At 73.6% G+C, this 20087-nt stretch carries 21 protein-coding genes and 1 pseudogene; 6 read left to right on the top strand and 16 right to left on the bottom strand.

All coding sequences use genetic code 11. The features are described from left to right. Nucleotides 1-34: 34 nt before the first annotated feature. The gene (locus ACIHAD_RS23295) at nt 35-781 is read left to right on the top strand and encodes a lytic polysaccharide monooxygenase (protein WP_397356678.1); all 747 of its coding nucleotides are present in this window, start codon (nt 35-37) and stop codon (nt 779-781) included. A gap of 326 nt (nt 782-1107) precedes the next feature. Here the strand turns inward: ACIHAD_RS23295 and ACIHAD_RS23290 are convergent, their stop codons facing one another. From ACIHAD_RS23290 to ACIHAD_RS23280, 3 genes are read right to left on the bottom strand one after another with little or no spacing between them, the layout of a single operon-like run. Further along, entirely contained in the window at nt 1108-1578 is a 471-nt protein-coding gene (locus ACIHAD_RS23290; protein WP_397356677.1) for an SRPBCC domain-containing protein, read from the bottom strand. After that, nucleotides 1571-1918: an ArsR/SmtB family transcription factor gene (locus ACIHAD_RS23285; protein WP_397356676.1), complete on the bottom strand. Its 348-nt coding sequence runs from the start codon at nt 1916-1918 to the stop codon at nt 1571-1573. The genes ACIHAD_RS23290 and ACIHAD_RS23285 overlap by 8 nt, the downstream gene beginning before the upstream one ends. A 34-nt stretch (nt 1919-1952) precedes the next feature. Beyond that, entirely contained in the window at nt 1953-2699 is a 747-nt protein-coding gene (locus tag ACIHAD_RS23280; RefSeq protein ID WP_397356675.1) for an SDR family NAD(P)-dependent oxidoreductase, read from the bottom strand. 253 nt (nt 2700-2952) lie between these two features. On the opposite strand from ACIHAD_RS23280, the gene ACIHAD_RS23275 reads away from it, so the two are divergent. After that, nucleotides 2953-3144 carry a hypothetical protein gene (locus tag ACIHAD_RS23275; protein ID WP_397356674.1) on the top strand — a complete coding sequence of 64 codons (192 nt, stop codon included), beginning with the start codon at nt 2953-2955 and terminating at the stop codon, nt 3142-3144. A gap of 58 nt (nt 3145-3202) precedes the next feature. Here ACIHAD_RS23275 and ACIHAD_RS23270 read toward each other — a convergent pair whose 3' ends face one another. From ACIHAD_RS23270 to ACIHAD_RS23235, 8 genes are read right to left on the bottom strand one after another with little or no spacing between them, the layout of a single operon-like run. Beyond that, nucleotides 3203-4663: an aldehyde dehydrogenase family protein gene (locus ACIHAD_RS23270; protein ID WP_397356673.1), complete on the bottom strand. Its 1461-nt coding sequence runs from the start codon at nt 4661-4663 to the stop codon at nt 3203-3205. Next, complete coding sequence (gene pcaC / locus ACIHAD_RS23265; protein ID WP_397356776.1) at nt 4660-5757, bottom strand: 4-carboxymuconolactone decarboxylase; 1098 nt, start codon at nt 5755-5757, stop codon at nt 4660-4662. Before pcaC ends, ACIHAD_RS23270 begins: the two co-directional genes overlap by 4 nt. A 2-nt stretch (nt 5758-5759) precedes the next feature. Then, nucleotides 5760-7049 carry a lyase family protein gene (locus tag ACIHAD_RS23260; protein ID WP_397356671.1) on the bottom strand — a complete coding sequence of 430 codons (1290 nt, stop codon included), beginning with the start codon at nt 7047-7049 and terminating at the stop codon, nt 5760-5762. After that, nucleotides 7036-7560, bottom strand: coding sequence for a protocatechuate 3,4-dioxygenase subunit alpha (gene pcaG, locus ACIHAD_RS23255; protein WP_397356669.1), 525 nt, complete (start codon nt 7558-7560; stop codon nt 7036-7038). The genes ACIHAD_RS23260 and pcaG overlap by 14 nt, the downstream gene beginning before the upstream one ends. Then, a complete protein-coding gene (gene pcaH, locus ACIHAD_RS23250) occupies nt 7557-8309 on the bottom strand; it encodes a protocatechuate 3,4-dioxygenase subunit beta (protein ID WP_397356668.1) in 753 nt (250 codons plus the stop codon). Before pcaH ends, pcaG begins: the two co-directional genes overlap by 4 nt. Nucleotides 8310-8314: 5 nt before the next feature. Continuing rightward, a complete protein-coding gene (locus tag ACIHAD_RS23245; RefSeq protein ID WP_397356666.1) occupies nt 8315-9463 on the bottom strand; it encodes a thiolase family protein in 1149 nt (382 codons plus the stop codon). Continuing rightward, complete coding sequence (locus tag ACIHAD_RS23240) at nt 9460-10089, bottom strand: CoA transferase subunit B (RefSeq protein ID WP_397356665.1); 630 nt, start codon at nt 10087-10089, stop codon at nt 9460-9462. Before ACIHAD_RS23240 ends, ACIHAD_RS23245 begins: the two co-directional genes overlap by 4 nt. Then, nucleotides 10086-10868, bottom strand: a complete 783-nt coding sequence (locus ACIHAD_RS23235) for a CoA transferase subunit A (protein ID WP_397356664.1) — start codon at nt 10866-10868, stop codon at nt 10086-10088. The genes ACIHAD_RS23240 and ACIHAD_RS23235 overlap by 4 nt, the downstream gene beginning before the upstream one ends. A gap of 129 nt (nt 10869-10997) precedes the next feature. On the opposite strand from ACIHAD_RS23235, the gene ACIHAD_RS23230 reads away from it, so the two are divergent. After that, a complete protein-coding gene (locus ACIHAD_RS23230; RefSeq protein ID WP_397356663.1) occupies nt 10998-12458 on the top strand; it encodes an IclR family transcriptional regulator C-terminal domain-containing protein in 1461 nt (486 codons plus the stop codon). Between the two features lie 34 nt (nt 12459-12492). Here ACIHAD_RS23230 and ACIHAD_RS23225 read toward each other — a convergent pair. The 4 genes and pseudogenes from ACIHAD_RS23225 to ACIHAD_RS23210 form a co-directional block, all read right to left on the bottom strand. Next, nucleotides 12493-13309: pseudogene (locus ACIHAD_RS23225) on the bottom strand (transposase); the annotation flags it as partial. A 69-nt stretch (nt 13310-13378) separates the two neighbouring features. Next, entirely contained in the window at nt 13379-13714 is a 336-nt protein-coding gene (locus ACIHAD_RS23220) for a hypothetical protein (protein WP_397356662.1), read from the bottom strand. A 128-nt stretch (nt 13715-13842) separates the two neighbouring features. Continuing rightward, the gene (locus ACIHAD_RS23215; protein WP_397356661.1) at nt 13843-14094 is read right to left on the bottom strand and encodes a hypothetical protein; all 252 of its coding nucleotides are present in this window, start codon (nt 14092-14094) and stop codon (nt 13843-13845) included. A gap of 99 nt (nt 14095-14193) precedes the next feature. Next, entirely contained in the window at nt 14194-14556 is a 363-nt protein-coding gene (locus ACIHAD_RS23210) for a hypothetical protein (protein WP_397356660.1), read from the bottom strand. A gap of 115 nt (nt 14557-14671) precedes the next feature. On the opposite strand from ACIHAD_RS23210, the gene ACIHAD_RS23205 reads away from it, so the two are divergent. Then, complete coding sequence (locus ACIHAD_RS23205; protein WP_397356659.1) at nt 14672-15151, top strand: proteasome activator; 480 nt, start codon at nt 14672-14674, stop codon at nt 15149-15151. Nucleotides 15152-15238: 87 nt separating this feature from the next. Here ACIHAD_RS23205 and ACIHAD_RS23200 read toward each other — a convergent pair whose 3' ends face one another. Beyond that, a complete protein-coding gene (locus ACIHAD_RS23200; protein ID WP_397356658.1) occupies nt 15239-16273 on the bottom strand; it encodes a DUF6221 family protein in 1035 nt (344 codons plus the stop codon). A 266-nt stretch (nt 16274-16539) separates the two neighbouring features. Here ACIHAD_RS23200 and ACIHAD_RS23195 point away from each other — a divergent pair, with 266 nt between their 5' ends. Then, nucleotides 16540-17658: an SRPBCC family protein gene (locus tag ACIHAD_RS23195; RefSeq protein ID WP_397356657.1), complete on the top strand. Its 1119-nt coding sequence runs from the start codon at nt 16540-16542 to the stop codon at nt 17656-17658. A 163-nt stretch (nt 17659-17821) separates the two neighbouring features. Next, nucleotides 17822-19975 (top strand): transglycosylase domain-containing protein, encoded by a 2154-nt coding sequence (locus ACIHAD_RS23190; RefSeq protein WP_397356656.1) that lies wholly within the window; start codon nt 17822-17824, stop codon nt 19973-19975. Nucleotides 19976-20087 lie beyond the last annotated feature (112 nt).

The raw sequence follows: 20087 nt of genomic DNA, 5'->3' as shown, positions 1-20087 counted from the left end.
TTGGGAGCATCCCCCAGCATGAAGGAACGGTGACATGCGCAGAGTATGGACCTTCTTAGCCATGGCGGCGGTCTCCGTCGCCACCGTCGTCGCCCTCTCGCCCCCGGCCTCGGCGCACGGCTACATCTCCGACCCGCCGAGCCGCCAGGCCAACTGCGCGGCCGGCAAGGTCAAGAACTGCGGCCAGATCATCTGGGAGCCGCAGAGCGTCGAGGGCCCGAAGGGCCTGTACAACTGCAGCGGCGGCGACGCCCGGTGGGCCCCGCTGGACGACGACAGCAAGGCCTGGCCCGCCGCGACCGTGGGCGACACGGTCAACTTCAAGTGGCTCATCGAGGCCCGGCACGCGACCAGCACGTGGGAGTACTACGTCGGCGGCACCCGGATCGCCCTGTTCAACGACCACGGCAGGGAACCGGGCGCGACGGTGACGCACTCGGTCAGCCTGGGCGGCCGTACCGGGCGCATCAAGCTGCTGGCCATCTGGAACATCGCCGACACCGAGAACGCCTTCTACAACTGCGTCGACCTCCAGGTGGGCCCCGGCGGTCCGACGCCGACCCCCACGGCCACGCCCACCCCCACGCCCACGCCGACGCCGACGCCGACGCCCACGGTGACCCCGACCCAGGGCCCGGCCGGCAACTGGACCGCGGGGACCGCGTACAAGTCGGGTGACCAGGTGGTCTACAACAACGTCACCTACCGCTGCGTCCAGCCGCACACGGCGCTGCCGGGCTGGGAGCCGCCGAACGTGCCCGCCCTATGGCAGCGGGTGTGATCGTCTGACTCCGGTGCACGAAAGGGGTGCGGTCGGCCAGAATCGGGCCGACCGCACCTTGTCTTGTAGAAGGCACCGATGAAGCGACTTCTCCTCGTCCTCGGCGTCGTCATGGTGGCGGCGGCCGTGTGGGGCGGCGTCCTGCTGCTGTCGGCCACCTGACCGTCGGCGACGCCGGTACGACTTCGTTGACGGCGCCACCGTCCCCGGCCCGATCTGGCGGGCCTCGATTACCGAGGCGCTGCGCGACGTGCCGGGGGTGCGCTTCCCCGAGCCGGACCGGGCCCGCTTCGGCGGCTGCCGCCTGGCCTGCCCGCGGTAGGGCCTCAGCGGGCTTTCAGCAGCTCGGCGAGGCGGTCCATGGAGTGGACGCCGCCCTTGGGTCCGTCGGCGCGGACGATGGCGTCGCGCGCCTCGACTGACGGGTGCACCGACTGGGCCACGTACCGGGTGCGGCCGCCGGTCTCCTCCAGCCGGACGGTCTCCAGGGCCACCTCGCCCGGCGTGCCCTCGAACTCCCACGTGCGCACGTACCGCTCCGGCGGCACGACCGCGTGGTAGACGCCGCCGAAGGCGTACTCTCTGCCGCGGGCGTCGGTGTTGACGAAGCGCCACCGGCCGCCCGGCGCGACCTCCATGGCGTCCACCCGGGTGTCCAGCCAGTGGGGGCCCCACCAGCGCGGGATCAGCGCCGGGTCGGTCACGGCCCGGAACACCACGCCCCTGGGGGCGTCGAAGGCCCGGATCATGATGATGTCCTGGCGGCCGGGTTCGATGACGAATTCGGTCTCACCCATGGTCACGTCCTTCCTCGCTGCGCCGGAGCTTCGCGATCTCCTGGTCGAGCCGGTCGAAGCTGCCGGTCCAGCGTTCGCGGTAGCGGTCGATCCACGCGGAGGCGCCCTCCAGCGGCGCCGTCTCCAGGCGGCACGGCCGCCACTGCGCGTCGCGTCCGCGGCTGATCAGCCCGGCCCGTTCCAGCACCTTCAGATGCTTGGACACGGCCTGAAGGCTCATGTCGAAGGGCTCGGCCAGCTCGTTGACCGTCGCCTCGCCGTCGGCTAGCCGGGCGAGGATGGCCCGCCGGGTGGGGTCGGCCAGGGCGGCGAAGGTGAGGCTGAGCTGGTCGTCGGGCATCGGTGCGTACGTTCCTTCCTGGGCGGTGCTGACCCTAATGGTCCACGATCGCGCCGCAGGAGACGTTCACGGTCGCCGACGTCATGGTCCGGGCCCGGTCGGAGGCGACGAACGCCGCCACGTCGCCCACGTCGGCGAGGGTGGCGAGCCGTCCGAGCAGGGTGGGCTCGCGGAGCTCCGCCTCCAGCGCGGCCTTGCCCGGGAACGAGCCGGGGATGCTCTCCGGCACGCCGCCGGTGATCAGGGTGACCACGCGCACGCCCTGCCGCCCGGCCTCGCACGCCCACTGGCGGCGGATTCCCTCCATGGTGTCCAGCGACACCTTGAACCCGCCCAGCCCCGGCTGCGTCTGCGGTCCGCCGCCGCCGAACAGCAGGACGACCCCCGAACCGGCCATGTGCCGCACGGCCGCCCTGATGGTGAGGAACTGGGTGCGCGCGGCGACCTGGATCGGCCGCAGGAAGTCCTCGACGGAGATCTCGGCCAGCGGACGCTGCACGTCCTGGACGGAGATGGCGTTGAAGGAGACGTCGATGCGGCCCTCGCGGGCGGCCACCGAGCCGGTGAACGCGTCCACGGCCCGCTCGTCCAGCGCGTCCACGAGCGCGGTCTCCGCCGTGCCGCCGGCCGCGCGGACGTCGTCGGCGACCTTGTCGAGCGGGGCCCGGGTGCGGCCGGCCAGGAAGACGCGGGCGCCCTCGCGGGCGAAGGCGCGGGCCACCGCGCCGCCGATCGAGCCGCCGCCGCCGTAGACCACCGCGACCTTTTCTCGGAGAAGCATCTCTTCCTCCTTGTTCAACCTATTGGTTTATCAACCTACAGGTTGAGTAAGCGCCGGTGTCAAGAACTGGACAGTTCTGGAGGCTTTACCCGATCTTGTCAGGACTCCGGGGCGGTGTTACCTCTTGCGGGACGGGCGTCAATCGCGCGTCTTCTGTACCCAGGAGGAACTGAGTCCACTAGACCCTGGTTACGCAGCGCCGGCGGACGCGTTCGACGCCACGCTGCCCCGGCCGCGCGGCGCGGACCTGCTGGTGCGCTCCTTCCGGGTGCCGCCGACCAGCGCCACCCACCTGATGCTGCGGGTGGTCAGCAGCCAGTGCACCGGCAACCCGCGCTACGCGGGCGAGCAGGACGCCGACCCCAACTCCGCGACCGACTGCGCCACGGCGAGCCCGGCGCGGGAGCAGGTGCGGGCCGCGGAGTTCCAGGCGTACGCGCACTGACCGTTGCGGCGGGCCGGCCGAACGACCGGCCCGCCGCTCGCGGGAACAGGACGGTCGGTCAGAACGGGTAGTGGGCCTGTTCGGTCGCCAGGGTGATCCAGCGGGTGTTGCTGAACGCCTCCAGGCCCCACCGGCCGCCGAACCGGCCGTACCCGGAGGAGCCGGCTCCGCCGAACGGCGCCTGCGGCTCGTCGCCCACGGACTGGTCGTTGACGTGCACGATGCCGGTCCGCAGGCGGCGGGCCACGCGCAGGCCGTGAGTGCCGTTCTCGGTGATGATCCCGGCGGTCAGGCCGTGCTCGGTGTCGTTGGCCAGGGCCACGGCCTCGTCGTCGGTGGCGAAGGTGTCGACCACGCACACCGGGCCGAACGCCTCGCCGTAGTACAGCCTGGCGTGCCTGGGCACGCCGGTCAGCACCGTGGCCGGGTGCACCGCGCCCTCGGGCTCGCCGCCCCCGGCCAGCACCGTCGCGCCCTTGGCGACCGCGTCGGCGACCAGGTCGGCCACCCGCCGCGCGGCGTCCGCGCTGACCAGGGGCCCGATCACGGTCTCCGGCCGGGACGGGTCGCCGGCGGGCAGCGCGCGCACCTTGTCCGCGAACCTGCGGCCGAACTCCCCGGCCAGCGACTCGTGCACCAGCACGCGGTCGCCCGACATGCAGATCTGGCCCGCGTTCATGTAGACGCCGAAGGCGGCGGCGTCCACGGCGTGGCCGAGGTCGGCGTCGTCCAGGACGATGATGGCGTTCTTGCCGCCCAGTTCCAGCAGGGCGGGCTTGAGGTGGCGGGCGGCGTGGGTGCCGATGATCCGGCCGACCTCGGTGGAGCCGGTGAAGTTGACCGCCCGTACGCGTGGGTCGGCGATGAGCGCCTCGGCGATCACGGCGGCGTCGGCCGGGTCGTTGGTGACCACGTTGAGCACGCCCGCGGGCAGCCCGGCCTCGTGCAGCAGGTCGGCGACGAACAGGCCGCACGCGATCGGCGCGTCCTCGCTGGGCTTCATGACGACGGTGTTGCCCGCGGCCAGGGCGGCGGCCACCGAGCGCACGCCGAGGATGACCGGCGCGTTCCACGGCGAGAAGGCGGCGACCACGCCGAGCGGCTCGCGTACGGCCAGGCCGAGCACGCCCTCCTCCTGCGCGGTGAGCACCTCGCCGCGCGGCGCGGTGATCGCGGCCGCGGCCTCGCGCAGCATGTTCGCGGCCAGCCCGACGTTGAACAGGGCCCACGGGCGCGTGCCGCCGACCTCGGCGGCCATCAGCGCCACGGCCTGCTCGCCGCGCTCCTGGAGCAGGTCGGCGGCCCTGAGGAAGATCGCCCGGCGGGCGAACGGGCTGGTGGCGGCCCAGCCGTCGAAGGCGGCCTGCGCCGCGTCCACCGCCGACGTGACGTCCTCGACGCCCGCGGCGGCCACGGTCGCGTACACCTCGCCGGTGTACGGGGCCAGGTCGGGCGTCGTACGGCCGCCCTGCGCGGGGACGTTCTTGCCGCCGATCAGCAGGTCACGGGTGATGGTCATGCGGTCTCCCCTGATATCTCGGTAAGGACGCGCTGGGCCACGGCGAACGCCGCGTTGGCGGCGGGCACTCCGCAGTAGATCGCGCTCTGCAGCAGCACCTCGCCGATCTCGTCGGCCGTCAGGCCGTTGCGCACGGCGGCGCGGACGTGCATGGCCAGCTCGTCGAGGTGCCCGTGCGCGACCAGCGCGGTGAGGGTGACGCAGCTTCTGGTGCGCCGGTCGAGGCCGGGCCTGGTCCAGATCTCTCCCCAGGCGTAACGGGTGATGAGGTCCTGGAAGTCCCTGGTGAAGCCGGTGGTACGGGCGACGGCCCGGTCGACGTGGGCGTCCCCGAGCACTTCCCGGCGCACCCGCATGCCGGGGGTGGCGGGCAGGTGGGCGAGCAGCGCCGCGGTGACCCGTTCCGGCTGGTCGACGCCGGCCAGGTGGGCCGCGCCCGGGACCTCCACGAGCGTCGCGCCGGGGATGCCGTCGGCCAGCTCCCTGGCGTGCGCGGGCGGCGTGGCGGGGTCGTCCCGGCCGCCCAGCACCAGCGTGGGGACGGCGATGCCGGGCAGCTCGGCGCGCAGGTCGTAACCGGCCAGCGCGTCGCAGCAGGCGGCGTAGCCGGCGGGGTCGGCGGCGGCGAGGTCGTCCAGGAGCGCCTGGTCGGCGGGCCCGGCGAACCAGCGCTCGGCCGTGGCCTCCAGCAGCGGCGCGGTGCCCCGCTCGCGCACCAGCGCCGCCCGCTCGCGCCAGCCGCCGGGCTCGCCGAAGCGGGCCGAGGAGCAGATCATCGCCAGGGACAGCAGGCGTCCCGGGTGGCGCAGGGCGAGGGTGGCGCCGATCGCGCCGCCGATGGAGACGCCGGCGTAGTGGAAGGCGTCCAGGCCCAGGTCGTCGGCCAGTTCCAGGACGAGCCCGGCCAGGCCGTCGATCGTGGACACGCCGAGGGACGGCGAGCCGCCGTGTCCCGGCAGGTCGAAGCGGACCACGCGGAACCGGCGGGCCAGCGCGGCGACCTGCGGCTCCCACACCCGGGCCGAGGTGCCGACCGACGGGCCGAGGATGATCGGCTCTCCGTGTTCCGGGCCGTCCACCCGGTGCTGCAACAACGTCACTTCTCCTCCAGCGCCCGCTCGACCAGGGCGGCGGCGGCGCCGGGCGGTCCGGCGACGGTCAGGGCGGCGCGCATGCGCCCGGGATGCACCCGCAGGTCGGCGACCAGTTCCGCGGCGTCGCGGGCCGAGCCGGCGACCAGGCGCAGCGCCTCGCGCAGCGGCTGCCATTCGGCGTGCCAGGCGCCGGGCGGGCGCTCGTCCTCGGCGGCCAGGCAGGCGTACAGGACGGCGGCCTGGGCGGGCACCTGGCGGGCCGCCGCGGCGATCATCGTGGCCCGTACGGGGTTGTGCTTGTGCGGCATCGACGACGAGCCGCCGCCGACGCCCTCGGACACCTCGCCGATCTCGGTACGCGACAACACCAGCACGTCGGCGGCCAGCTTGCCCAGCGCCCCCGCCGTGAACGCCAGCGCCCCGGCCAGGTCGGCGACGGGGGTGCGCAGCACGTGCCAGGGCAGCGTGGGCGCGGCCAACCCCAGCTCGACGGCGAACCGCCGCACCACCTCCAACGCCTCACCCCCTCCGTCACCACCGGCGACGCCGGGAGCGGTGTCGGGGGCCGTGTCGGGAGCGGTGTCGGGAGCGGTGTCGGGGGCGGTGTCGGGGGCCGTGAAGCGGTCGAGGGTGCCGGCGGGGCCGCCGAGCTGGGCCGGGAGGGCTTCGCGGGCGGCGCGCAGGCGGTCGCGGGCGTCGATGGCCAGCTTCCGCCAGCCCGCCGCCTTGAGCCCGAACGTGGTGGGCACGGCCTGCTGGGTGAGCGTACGCGCGGCCATGAGGGTGTCGCGGTGGGCCCGCGCCAGCGTGGCGAGCCCGGCGATCACCCGGTCGAGGTCGGCCAGGACCGGCCCGAGCGTCCGGTACGCGAGCAGCATGAGCGCGGTGTCGAGAACGTCCTGGCTGGTCGCGCCCGCGTGCACGTGCTCCCCGTACGGCCCGGCGGCGGCGCGCAGGTCGGCCACCAGCGGGATGACCGGGTTGCCGCCCGAACGGGCCCGTGCGGCCAGCCCGGCCGGGTCGTACAGCTCGGCGCGGGCCGCGGCGGTCACGGCGTCGGCCGCCTCCCGGGGCGCGCGCCCGAGCCCGGCCAGGACCCGGGTCAGCGCGGCCTCGGCGTCCAGCATGGCCTGGAGGACCGCCACGTCACCGGTCGCCTCCACCCCGCCACGCATGGGCGCGAGCAACCCGAAGTCCCCGGAACCGGCCACGGACGGCGCGCCCGCGTTCCCCCGGACGGCGTCGGCGGAGGGCGCGTCCGGGTTCCTTCCGGCGTGGTCAGCCGAAGTCAAGGAAGACCGTCTCCTTCTCGCCCTGCAGGTGGATGTCGAAGCGGTGGACGCCCTCCCGCTCCTCCACCGCGACCAGCGTGCGCGCCCGCTCGGGCGGCAGCGAGTCGAGGAAGGCGTCGGGCCGCAGGTAGATGCGGGTGAACAGGTGGTGGAGCAGGCCGCGGGCGAACACGCACACGCTGATGTACCCGTTGCCCGGCTCGACCGTGCGCAGGGTCCAGTGGCCGTCGGCGTCGGTGGGGACGCGGCCGAACCCGGTGAAGTCGACGCCGTGCCGGCCGATGACCGCGCCGTTGACCGGGTCGCGGCGCAGCGAGCCCGGCGCGCCGGACAGGTCGCCGGTGGGGTCGGCCTGCCAGAACTCCAGCAGCGCGTCGGGGATCGGGGCGCCGGCGCCATCATAGACGCGGCCGTGCACGGTGATGCCGCCGGTGGCGAGGTCGCCGCCGCCGGGGAAGGGCAGCGCGTAGCCGTAGAACGGGCCGACCGTCTGCGAGGGGGTGGGGTTCATCGGCCTTCCTCCATCCAGGTCGCGGCGGGCCCGTCGAGCACGATGTCCCACCGGTAGCCGAGCGACCACTCGGGCTTGGACAGGTCGTGCGCGTAGGTGGAGACCAGCCGCTGCCGGGCGCCGTCGTCGGTGACCGACTGCAGGATCGGGTCGTAGGGGAACAGCGGGTCGCCGGGGAAGTACATCTGGGTCACCAGCCGCTGGGCGAAGGCCGTGCCGAACAGCGAGAAGTGGATGTGCGCGGGCCGCCAGGCGTTGACGTGGTTGCGCCAGGGGTAGGGGCCCGGCTTGATCGTGGTGAAGTGGTAGCCGCCGTCGTCGTCGGTCAGGCAGCGGCCCACGCCGGAGAAGTTGGGGTCGAGCGGCGCCGGGTGGTCGTCACGCTGGTGCAGGTAGCGGCCCGCGGAGTTGGCCTGCCAGATCTCCACGAGCTGGCCGCGTACGGGACGGCCCTGGCGGTCGAGCACGCGGCCGGTCACGGTGATCCGCTCGCCCAGCGGCTCGCCGAGGTGCTGCCGGGTCAGGTCGGAGTCGAGCGCGGTCACGTCCGTGACGCCGAACACCGGGCCGGACAGCTCGCTCGCCTCCGGGTCCTTCAGCGCGACCAGCGGCTGCTTGGGGTGGCGCAGCAGGGTGCTGCGGTAGGGGGCGTAGTCGCGCGCCGGGTGGTCGGCCGGACGGTCGCCGCGGGCCTCGCTCAGCGCGGCGATCTCGCGGTCGATGTCGGCCTGCGTGAGAGGTTCGGACATGAACGCTACCTTTCGAGTACGACGGCCAGCCCCTGGCCGACGCCGATGCAGAGGGAGGCGAGCCCGACGCCCGAGCCGGCCGCGGCCAGCCGGTGGGCCACGGCGCCGGTGACGCGGGCCCCGGAGGCGCCGAGCGGGTGGCCGATCGCGATCGCGCCGCCGTCGGGGTTGACGAGGGCGGGGTCGAGCTCGGGCAGCTCGGCCAGGCAGCCGAGCACCTGCGCGGCGAACGCCTCGTTCAGCTCCACGGTCGACAGGTCGCCGAAGCCCTTGCCCGCCTTGGCCAGCGCCTTGCGCACGGCCTCGACCGGGCCGAGCCCGAAGTAGCGCGGCTCCAGCGCGCTCGCGGCGCTGGCGGTGACGCGGGCCAGCGGCTCGCGTCCGCGCAGCCCCTCCTCGTCGGTCAGCAGCAGCGCCGCCGCGCCGTCGTTGAGCGGCGAGGAGTTGCCGGCGGTGACCGTGCCGCCGTCCTTCCTGAACACCGGCCGCAGCCGGGCCAGGGCCTCGGCCGAGGTGTCGTCGCGGATGCCCTCGTCCCTGGTCAGTCCGGCGATCGGGACGATCTCGCGGTCGAGGGCCGCCTTGGCCGCCTTGCGGTGGCTGCCCAGCGCGTACGCGTCCTGCTCCTCGCGGGTGATGCCGTGCTTGTCGGCGATCAGCTCCGCGCCCTCACCGAGCGCGACCGTGTGCTCGGCGGGCATCCTCGGGTTGACCAGCCGCCAGCCGAGCGTCGTGGAGACCAGCTCCTGGCCGCCCGCTGGGAAGGCGCGGTCGGGCTTGGGCAGCACCCACGGCGCGCGGGTCATCGACTCCACGCCGCCCGCGATCACCGCCGAGGCGTCGCCGACCGCGATGGCCCGGTACGCCTGGATGACGGCCTCCATGCCCGAGCCGCACAGCCGGTTGACGGTCGCGCCCGGCGTGGTGACCGGCAGCCCGGCCAGCAGCGCGGCCATGCGCGCGACGTTGCGGTTCTCCTCGCCCGCGCCGTTGGCGTTGCCGAGGATCACCTCGTCGGCGCTCTCCTGGCCGGTGCGCTCGACCAGCGCCGCGACGACGTGCGCTGCCAGGTCGTCGGGGCGCACCCCGGCCAGCGCGCCGCCGTGGCGGCCGAACGGCGTGCGCACGGCGTCGAGGATGTAGACGTCCTTCATGCGATGACCTCCGCGTCGGTACGGTTGCGCAGCTCGTCCAGGCTGACCCCTGGCGCGCTCTCGACCAGGGCCAGCCCCTGCCCGGTGACGTCGAGGACGCCGAGGTCGGTGATGATCCGGTGCACGCACTCCTTGCCGGTCAGCGGCAGCGAGCACTCCTGGACGATCTTCGGTGAGCCGTCCTTGGCGTTGTGCTCCATGATCACGATGACCCTGCGCGCGCCGTGCACCAGGTCCATGGCCCCGCCCATGCCCTTGACCAGCTTGCCGGGGACCATCCAGTTGGCCAGGTCGCCGCGGGCCGAGACCTGCATCGCGCCGAGCACGGCCACGTCGATGTGACCCCCTCGGATCATGCCGAACGACAACGAGGAGTCGAAGAACGACGCGCCGGGGAGCACGGTGACCGTCTCCTTGCCCGCGTTGATCAGGTCGGGGTCGACGTCGGCGGGCGCGGGGTAGGGGCCGACGCCGAGGACGCCGTTCTCGGAGTGGAGGACCACGTCGACGCCCGGGGGCAGGAACGAGGGGATGCGGGTGGGCAGGCCGATGCCGAGGTTGACGTAGTCGCCGTCGCGCAGCTCGGCCGCCGCCCGCGCGACCATCTGGTCACGGGTCCAGCTCATTCGGTGACCGTCCCTCCTGCCGGGGGCGGGGTAGTCGTACGCCTCTCGATGCCCTTGTCGGCGGCCTGCTGCGGGGTGAGCGGGAGCACGCGCTGCACGAACACGCCCGGCAGGTGGACCTCGTCGGGGTCGATGTGCTCGGCCAGCTCCTCGACCTCGGCGACGGTGACCCGCCCGGCCATGGCGGCCAGCGGGTTGAAGTTCCTGGCGGCGCGGTGGAAGACCAGGTTGCCGGACCGGTCGCCCCTGGCCGCCCGGACCAGCGCGAAGTCGGTGCGGATGCCGTGCTCCAGGACGTACTCCCGGCCGTCGAACTCGCGCACCTCCTTCGGCGGCGAGGCGACGGCGACCGTGCCGTCGGGGTGGTGGCGCAGCGGCAGGCCGCCGTCGGCGACGGGGGTGCCGACCCCGGCCGGGGTGTAGAAGGCGGGGATGCCGCTGCCGCCGGCCCGCAGCCGCTCGGCCAGGCTGCCCTGCGGGGTCAGCTCGACCTCGATGTCGCCGCCCAGGTACTGCCGGGCGAACTCCTTGTTGTCGCCGATGTAGGAGGCGGTCACGCGGGTGATGCGCCCGGCGGCCAGCAGGATGCCGAGACCGCCGCCGTCGACGCCGCAGTTGTTGGACACGACGCCGAGGCCGGTCACGCCGGTGTCGTAGAGGGCCTGGATCAGGACGTTGGGGATGCCGCTGAGCCCGAAGCCGCCGACCGCGAACGACGCGCCGTCCCGCACGCCGGCCAGCGCCTCCGCGGCCGTCGCGACCACCTTGTCTCTCCGCACGACGCTCCGTTCAGCCGAGGAAGTCCGCCCGAGGTGTTCGCTCTGCGAACTTTAGTTCACTATTATGTGTTCGAGTATCTGTAACGGGAGCGTTCCTGTCAAAGCCCCCACCTGGACGAGGAGCCGCCGATGGAACCGGCCGGGACCCTGGAGCGCGGCCTCGCCGTGCTGCGCGTGCTGGCCGCCGACCCCGGGCGGCGCATGCGCGCGACCGACCTCGTACGCGCCACCGGGCTGGCCAGGTCCACGGTCGACCGCGTGCTGGCCACGCTCGTGCACCTGGGTCACCTGCGGGCCGAGGGCCGCGACGTACTGCTCGCGCCGCCGCTGATGGAGCTGGGCGCGGCCTACCTGGCCTGCGACGGCCTCCAGGAGAGCCTGTCGCCCCTGGCCGAGCGGCTGGCCGCCGAGCTGGAGGAGTCCGTCTCGCTGGCCGTGCGCGACGGCGACGGCGTGCGCTTCGTCGGCCAGTTCACCCGGCGGCGCACGATGTCGGTGGCCTTCCGGGTGGGCGACCTGCTGCCCGCCGGGCGGTGCGCGGCGGGGCTGGCCCTGCTCGACCCCGGCGCGCCCTGGGCCGAGGACGACCAGCTCATCGAGCCGGGGCTGATCGCGGTCGCGCTGCCCGTACGCGGCCCAGGCGGCAAGGCGGTCTGCGCGGTCAGCGTGGTCAGCCACACCAGCAGGCACACGGTGGCGGGGCTGCGCGAGCACGCCCTGCCCCGGCTGCGGGCCACGGTGGCGGACATGGAGGCCGCCCTGGCCGTCCAGGCCCGCGAGCCGGACCGCGCGCCCGCCGGCTTCGACGGTTCGCGGGCCGTCAAGGAGGAGCTGGGCATGGGATACCTCCAGTCGCTCGCCCGCGGCCTGGCCGTGCTGGTCTCGCTCGGGTCGGCGCGCGGCGGCAGCACCCTGGCCCGGTCCGCCAGGGTGACCGGCCTGCCCCGGGCCACGGTCCGGCGCGCGGTGCAGGCCCTGGAGGGCCTCGGCTACGCGGCCGCCGAGGGCGACCGCCACGTGCTGCTGCCCAAGGTGCTCGAACTGGGCTACGCCCACCTGTCCGGGCGTACGTTCGGCGAGGTGGTCCAGCCGCACCTGGCCGACCTAGTGGCCCGCGTACGGGAGTCGGCGTCGGTCGCGGTGCTCTCCGGCGACGACGTACTCTACGTGGCCCGGGTGCCCACGGTCAGCATCATGAGCGTGGACATCACGGTCGGCACCCGCTTCCCCGCGTACGCCACCTCCATGGGCCGGGTGCTGCTGGCCGGGCTGCCCGCCGGACGGGTGGCCGCCATCGAGCCGAAGCCGCTGTCCCGGCACACGATCACCTCGCCCGAAGGGCTGGCCGCGGCCGTGCGGCAGGCCGCCGCGGACGGATACGCGCTGGTCGACCAGGAGCTGGAGGAGGGCGTGCGGTCGATCGCCGTCCCCGTGCGCGGGCCGGACGGCCGCGTGGTGGCGGCGGTCAACGTGGCCACGCACGCCGGCAGGGCCAGCCGCGACCACCTGCTGCGCGACGTGCTGCCCGAGCTCAGGGCGACGGCCGCGCGCATGGAGGCCGACCTCGCCCACACCGGCCGGCTCCCCTAGAGCCTGTACGGAGTTCGGATCTCTGGGCTGGCCGGAGGCTTCGGATCCATAGGACCGCCCCGCGTAGGTACAGGCCGGCCAGATAGCTGTCGGGTGTCTTGTCGAACCGGAAAGCCAGCCCACGCCATTGTTTGATCCGGTTGATGCAGCGTTCGGCCGGGTGCGCGGACGGCCGATCGGTAGTCGGATCTTGATGCGCTCCAGAACGGCGTGAAACTGCGGGCTGTCTCCGGCCTGGCCGGCGGTCAGGACGAAGGACAGCGGACGGCGTCGACCATCGGCCGCCAGATGCACCTTGCTGGTCAACCCGCCCAGGGAGCGGCCCGGCTTGGCGGCCTTCAGCCGGAACCGGTATCGGCGTCGCAGCCGTCGCCGTTCGTTCCTCTCGTCGTCCCCGTCGTCGTTGTCCCTGCTCTCTTCGTCGCCGGGGTTGCCGTCGGGGGCGTTTTGCCCCTTTGGCGTAGCCCCCTTTCCTGCTCGCCGGCTTCTTCCAGGGCTGCGCTCAGCTCACCGTCCAAGACCATCCCGGCGGCATGGTGGTGGGCGCGGGCGGTGGTGGAGTCGACGCCGACCAGGTCGAGGTCGGCCTGTCCCCGGGCTGCGGCCTCGCTGATCACGGCTTGCATCAGCTGCTCGAACACGCCGTCCCGCGCCCAGGAGCGGAACCGGTCGTAGGCGGTGGACCATGGCCCGTACTCCTCCGGCAGGTCACGCCAGGGGCTGCCGGTACGAAACCGCCACATCACCGCGTTGAACGGCCGTCGCAGATCCGGGATCGGGCCCCGCTCGCCCAGCGGGAAGTGATGCTCGATCAAGGACCGTTCTTCGTCGGTGAGATCTCCACGCGCCATGTTCGATGGCCTACCAGGGCCACCGGCCGTACCGCAGGCAATCCCTCTGATCTCAACTCAGTACAGGCTCTAGGTCAGGAGCCGTCGCGCCTCTCGACGTACAGATAGCGATGGAGCGAGGTCTTGTGGATACCTGCCGGAGATCGTGTACGACAACACCTCGTGCGGGTGGTGGTGCCGGTTGACCAGCCCCGCCTCCTTGGCCCGCAGGATGTCGGCCCAGCTGTTGTCCTTGACGTTGATCCACAGCGGCCGGGAGCCGACGGTCTCGGTGAACGGCACGTAGTACCGGTCGTCGTCGGTGGCCACCTCGGACAGGTGCACCTCGGGCAGCGCGTCCGGGCGGAAGGAGTTCTCGATCGGCCGCAGGTCCTTCCAGAACTCGCCGGTGGGGTTGTCGGGCATGTGAACGGCCCCTTTCGTGTCCGTGTTCCCCGGAAGTGAGTCCCGGCCGGACCGGCGCCGTCTTCCGCCTGGTGGACATGGCGGTTTGCAGATTCAGGACATGCCGCCGCGACTGCGGCGGGCCGGGCTCAGGCGCCCAGGTCGCGCACCACGTTGTCGAGCCGTACGGCGAGGTCGTCGAGGGCCTGCTCGCTCGTCGCCGCGCCGTCGGGGAGCTGGGACACGACGTCCTCGCGGCTGGCGATCACGAGCCCCTTGTGGGCGTCGTCGATCTCCGCGGCCCGCAGCACGACGCAGTCGCCCCGGACGAACACGAGCGTCGCGTCGGCGTGCTCGGACTCCAGCAGCTTGCGCACACAATCACGATCGATGAGAGACATCACGGCTCCTCTTCCCCTCAGCGGGCGTGTACCCCCAGATACGACCCGAAACCCCGGGCCGTCGCCTCGGCCGCAGGCCGGTGGGCCGCCGTCGTCGCGCTAGCCGAAGGTGGGCGGGCCGCCGTCGTCGCGGACGCGGCGCCGCGCGAACACCACCAGGTAGACGGCGGCGGCCACGGCCAGGATCGCGGGCGGCAGTGCCAGCGGCAGCCGTCCGGCCAGCACCGCGAGCACCGCCAGCACGACCCCGGCCAGCAGCAGCAGGGCGGCGGCCAGCAGGCGCACGCCGAGCGCGCTCGACGGCGGCGGGTGCTGGGACCAGCGTCCCTCGCCGCCGCCGTGCACGCCGGGCACGCCGGTGTCGCTCACCACGCCGGACGGGCTGATCTCGTCCGGGGGCGGCGGCTCGCGCAGCACGGGAGCGAAGAACTCGTCCTCGGGATCGTCGTTCTGCCGGTTCATGAGGGTGACCCCTACCCAGGATTCCGGCCGCTGCCACGAGTGAACGGCGGGGCACCGGGAAGGGCTGTTGCTGGCGGTAACGAGCCGCCTACCTGCGTGAACAAGGACTGAGGACATGACGACGACGCCGAATCCAGCTTCCGGGGACGAGCAGCGGGAGCACGACCTGCGCGATGCCGTTCGGACGGACATCGAACGCGTCGAGGAGCCCGCGCGCCTGCTCCGCGTGAGCGCGATGGCCCGCAGCCTGCTGGAGGAGGCCAAGGGGGTGCACCTGGAGGAGCGCGCCCGGGAGCGCATGCACCGCATCTACGAGCAGGCCATCAAGGAGGTCGCGGGGGCGGTCGCGCCGGAGCTGCGCGACGAGCTGGAGCGCCTGCGGCCCACGCCGAACGGCGGGACGCCGACGGAGATGGAGATCCGGGTCATGCAGGGGCAGCTCGTGGGCTGGCTGGAGGGCGTGTTCCAGGGCATCCAGGCCGGGCTCCAGCTCCAGCAGGCCGCCGCCCGCCAGCAGCAGCTCGGTTTGCACGCGGGCCGCGCCCTGCCCCACCCAGACGGCGTCCGCGCCCAGGGCGAGGGCAACTACCTCTAGCCACCGCCGCGACCGCCGCGGAGACCGGGGCCGGGGACCGGGGCGGTCAGCGGCAGCCGACCGGCGCGGGGGCCGGGGCCGGGGCGGTCAGCGGGAGGGGCTCCATTCGGGGCGCCAGCCCGGGCGCAGGCGGTAGCCGTAGGCGAGGTGACGCAGCGTCTGGCAGGCGGATCCGGCGGCCTCGCCGCACAGCGGGCAGGCGGCCTCCCCCGTGTCCCCTGTGGACAGGGGCCGGGTGTGCTCGTTCAGCAGCGCCAGCTCCGCGCCGCAGCGGGCGATCGCGTCGGCCGGGTCGTGCAGGGCGATGTGGATCGCCTCGACCGGGTGCAGCAGGTCGTCGTCGTGGAAGCCGACGTGGGTGACCGCCCGCCCTCCGCCGAACTCCAGCCGCCGCGCGCCGCCCGCGCCCTGGCGTACGGGGGCGGCGGCGGAGCCGGAGGCGGTGAGGTAGCGCCAGGGCCCGGCGCCGGCCGCCTCGGCGGTGGCCTTGTCGGCCTCGATCTGCGTGCGCAGCCACTGGACCAGCGTGGCGCCGTCGGTGTCCAGGACGCCCTCGGCGCCGTCCAGCTCGCGCAGGAACGGGGTGACCGCCGCGTTCAGCTCGGCCACGAACGCCTCCAGCGACGCCTGGGCGTCGTCCAGGTTGGGCAGGCCCTCGGCGCGCGGCCGGGTGGGCGTCGGCAGCCGGTCGCCGGTCAGCGGGATGCGCAGTTCCAGCGTGCTCAGCACGGTCGGCGTGCCCTCCGCGCCGGCCGCGTACGGCTGCTCGCCCATGTGCCGCCAGCTCGACCAGCCGTCCGGCAGCGGGACGGGCGGCGGCGCGGCGAGCTCGACCACGGCCAGCGGGTCGCGGCCGTCCTCGGCGCGGTGGACGGTCGCGTCCAGGACGCGGGGATGGGTGCGCACGTACGGGAGGTCGGCGACCGGCCGCGTGGCGACCTCCCAGGCGGCCAGCGCGAAGTGCAGCGGGTCCCGCGTGACGCCGCTCGCGCCCCGCTCACCGCCCGTGGCCGCGAACGCGTGCCGCCACCTGCGTAGCTGCTCGCCGTAGTGCTCCTGCGTCCCGCCGTGCCCCGCGTCGATCCAGAACGCCTGCGTCGCGGTGCGAACCGTGCTTTTCATGGCAAAACTCCCTTAAATCCCCGCTTATACCCTTCTGCCCGCTATCGGGGGCGACCAACGCCTTCTCAGGGCCGCTCGTTAGCGCTGTGACCTGCGGGGTAGGCCACGGCCAGCGGGAAGTGCGAGCGAGGGGGATTGTGGTCATGCGCACGACTGCTTTTCGGGGCATCAGCTCCTTCAACGGGGAATCGCGGCCATCGGCTCCGCGGCGCATTCAGATCGTCCACACGGAGTCGCGAAGGCGGTCCCGTCCGGTCGTCGCGGCCGTGCTCGGCGCGTGCGCCGGGGCCGCGGTGACGTACCTGCTGGATCCGGACCGCGGCCGGACGCGCCGCGCCCGCGTACGGGACAAGGGCTCGCACGCCACGCACGAGATGCGCGACGGCCTGGGCGTGCTCGGCCGCGACCTGTCCAACCGGGGACGCGGCTCGGCCGCGGCGGCCAGGTACCGCCTGACCGGCGGCTCCGCCGACGACCGCGTCCTGCACGAGCGCGTACGCGCCGAACTGGGCCGCCACATCAGCCACCCGCACGCCGTGGAGGTCGACGTGCGCGAGCGCGTCGTGACGCTCTCCGGCGACGTGCTCGCGGGCGAGGACGAGCGCGCCCGCCAGAAGGTGCGCCGCATCCCGGGCGTCAAGCACGTGGAGACCAACTGGCACGTGCACAGGGACGGCACCGACGCGCCCCGGCTGCAGGGCCAGGGCCGGCGGCGCAAGGCGGTGCCCGAGCTGATGCAGCAGCACTGGTCGCCCACGGCCAGGCTGGTCGCGGGCGGGGCCGCGGCGTCGATCTGGGCGATGACCGGGAAGCTGCCGAGGCCGCTGTCCTGGCTGACCCGCTGCGCCGCGTCCGCGCTGGCCGTCCGGGCGGCGACGAACCTGCCGCTGAGCCGCCTCACCGGCGTCAACGCCGGCCGCGAGGCGATCGACGTCAACGCGGCCGTCTCGATCGCGGCGCCGCTGGAGGCCGTGTGGCCGCTGGTGAGCGACTACTCGCTGTTCCCGCGCTTCATGCCGGACGTGGAGGAGGTGCGGCTGTCGGCCGACGAGCTGCGCTCCCACTGGGTGATCAGGGGCCCGGCCGGGACGCGCATCCGCTTCACGGCCACCGAGACCAAGCGCGAGGAGGGCGCGGAGATCGCCTGGAAGTCCACCGAGGGCGAACTCATCGCCCACACCGGCGTGCTGCGCGTGGACGCCCAGTCCGACGGCAGGACACGCGTCCAGGTCCACCTGTGCTACAACCCCATCGCCGGGGCGGCCGGGCACGCCATCGCGGGCCTGCTCGGCGCGAACCCCGCGCGCAAGCTGCGGCAGGATCTGATGCGGCTGAAGGAACACGTCGAGAGCCAGGTGCAGCCGGTTGCGCCGACGCTGATCTGAGTGACGGGCGGCCACGCGCGCCGGGGGCTCGCGCGTGGCCCGTACGCTGCCGCGATATCGACTCCGATATCACCGGAAGGTTGATATCGGTCTTGGACATCGGCCTTCGTCCTGTGCTGTCATGTCCGGGCTCACCCACGTTTCCGCCCGGAGGTGCCCCCGCATGCCCACTCGCCTGTCGAACGTCGCCCGGCTCACGGTCGCGGCGGTGTCGGCCGGGCTGCTGACGGCGGCGATCACGCTGCCCGCCGTCGGCGGCACCGGCACGCTGTTCGTCTCCGCCACCGAGGAGCTGAACCTCAAGCCGGTGGCGCTCGCGGAGCCGCCCCTCTCCCAGACCTCCACCGTGTACGACGCCCGCGGCAACGTGATCGCCCGCTTCTACGACCAGAACCGCGAGATCGTCCGGCTGGACCAGATCGCCGAGGTGATGCGCACGGCGGTCGTCGCCATCGAGGACGACCGGTTCTACGAGCACGGCGCGATCGACGTGGAGGGCACGCTGCGCGCCCTGGTCAAGAACCTCAGCTCCGACCGGCTCAGCCAGGGCGGTTCGAGCATCACCCAGCAGTACGTCAAGCAGGTGCTGCTCAACGCGGCCGACACCGAGCAGGACAAGGACAAGGCCCTGGAGGCCAGCTACGCCCGCAAGCTCAAGGAGCTGCGCTACGCGATGGGCGTCGAGCAGAAGTACGGCAAGGACGAGATCCTGCGCCGCTACCTCAACATCGCCTACTTCGGCGCGGGGGCCAACGGCGTGCAGGCGGCGGCCAGGCGCTTCTTCGGCGTCCCGGCCGCCCGGCTGGACCTGGCCCAGGCCGCCACGCTGGCGGGAGCGGTGCAGGACCCGAACAGGACCGACCCGAGCCGCGGCAAGCAGGCCCGCGAGGCGCTGCTCGCCCGGCGGAACGTGGTGCTCGACCGGATGGCCGAGCTCGGCAGGATCACGCCGGAGCAGGCGTCCGCGGCCAAGGCGAAGAAGCTGGGGTTCAAGGACGTCCGGCTGCCCAACGGCTGCGGCGACAGCGACCATCCGTACTTCTGCGAGTACGTCCGGCACGAGCTGCTGGCCAACCCGGCCTTCGGCGGCACGCGGCGGGCCAGGGAGCGCGCCTTCGCGCAGGGCGGGCTGAAGATCTACACGACGCTGGACCCCAAGGCCCAGGCCGCCGCCGACCGGGGGATCAGGAAGCACGTCAACGCCACCGACAACGCCCTGGCCGCCCAGGCGCTGGTCGAGCCCGGCACCGGCGCGATCAGGGCCATGGCCGCCAGCCGCGGCTACGGCTCCTCGGCCGGGAAGAAGCAGATCTCCTACAACGCGGTGGCCGACGCGCGGCACGGCGGGCTGATCGGCTTCCAGGCGGGCTCGACGTTCAAGACGTTCACCCTGATCGCGGCGCTCCAGCAGGGCATGAAGGTGGACGACGGCATCACCGTGGGCAACGGCTACAACGCCCCCTCCAGCGCGTCCTTCAAGAACTGCGACGGCGCCGGCGTCGGCGACCCGTCCTGGACGGTCACCAACGACGAGGGCTCACCCGGTTTCAAGACGCTCCGCACCGGCACGTGGGGGTCGGTGAACACGTTCTTCATGGCGCTGGAGCAGCGGGTGGGGCTGTGCCGGACGGTGGAGACGGCCAAGTCGCTCGGTGCCGTCCGGGCCGACGGGCGCAGGCTCCAGGAGTTCGAGACGTTCACGCTCGGCATCAACGAGATGGACCCGGTGACGGTGGCCAACGCGTACGCCGCCATCGCCGCCCGGGGCAGGTACTGCGCGCCGATGGCGATCACCAAGATCACCGACGCCGCCACCGGCCGTCCGGTCTCGTACCGGCCGTCGTGCCGGCAGGCGCTCGATCCGGGGGTCGCCGACGCGACCGCGCACGTCCTGTCGGGCGTGTTCACCAAGGGCACGATGCGCGGCGTCGGCGGCATCGGCCGTCCGGCGGCGGGCAAGACCGGCACGACCGACGGGTACGCCTCGGCCTGGTTCGCCGGGTTCACCCCGGATCTGGCGGGCGCGGTCAGCATCGGCGACCCGCGCGGCTCGCAGCGCCACAAGCTGGTGAACACCACGATCGGCGGCCGGTACTTCGCCCTGGTGGCGGGGGCCTCGCTGCCGGGGCCGATCTGGAAGGACACGATGACGGCGGCGCTGAAGGGCGTGCCCGCCACGGGGTTCACACCGATCGACACCGGGCGGTTCGGCGGTTGCGACGCCGCCTGCGCCCCCGCCCGTCCCAGCGGGGACGGGGACCGTCCCGACGCGGGAGAGCCAGACCTCGGCGAGCCCGGCACGGAGGAGATTGGGTGACCTGCTGCCCCCGCACCCTGAGCCGAGCGCCGGCGGCCTCGTGATCGCCGCCCCTGCCCCATAACTCCGACCGGCGACTCAAGAGCTATACGACAGGCGGCGCGGCCCGCCC

Source organism: Nonomuraea sp. NPDC052265 (assembly GCF_044547985.1).
Lineage (GTDB): Bacteria > Actinomycetota > Actinomycetes > Streptosporangiales > Streptosporangiaceae > Nonomuraea.
This window is presented reverse-complemented; position numbering and strand designations above follow the sequence as displayed.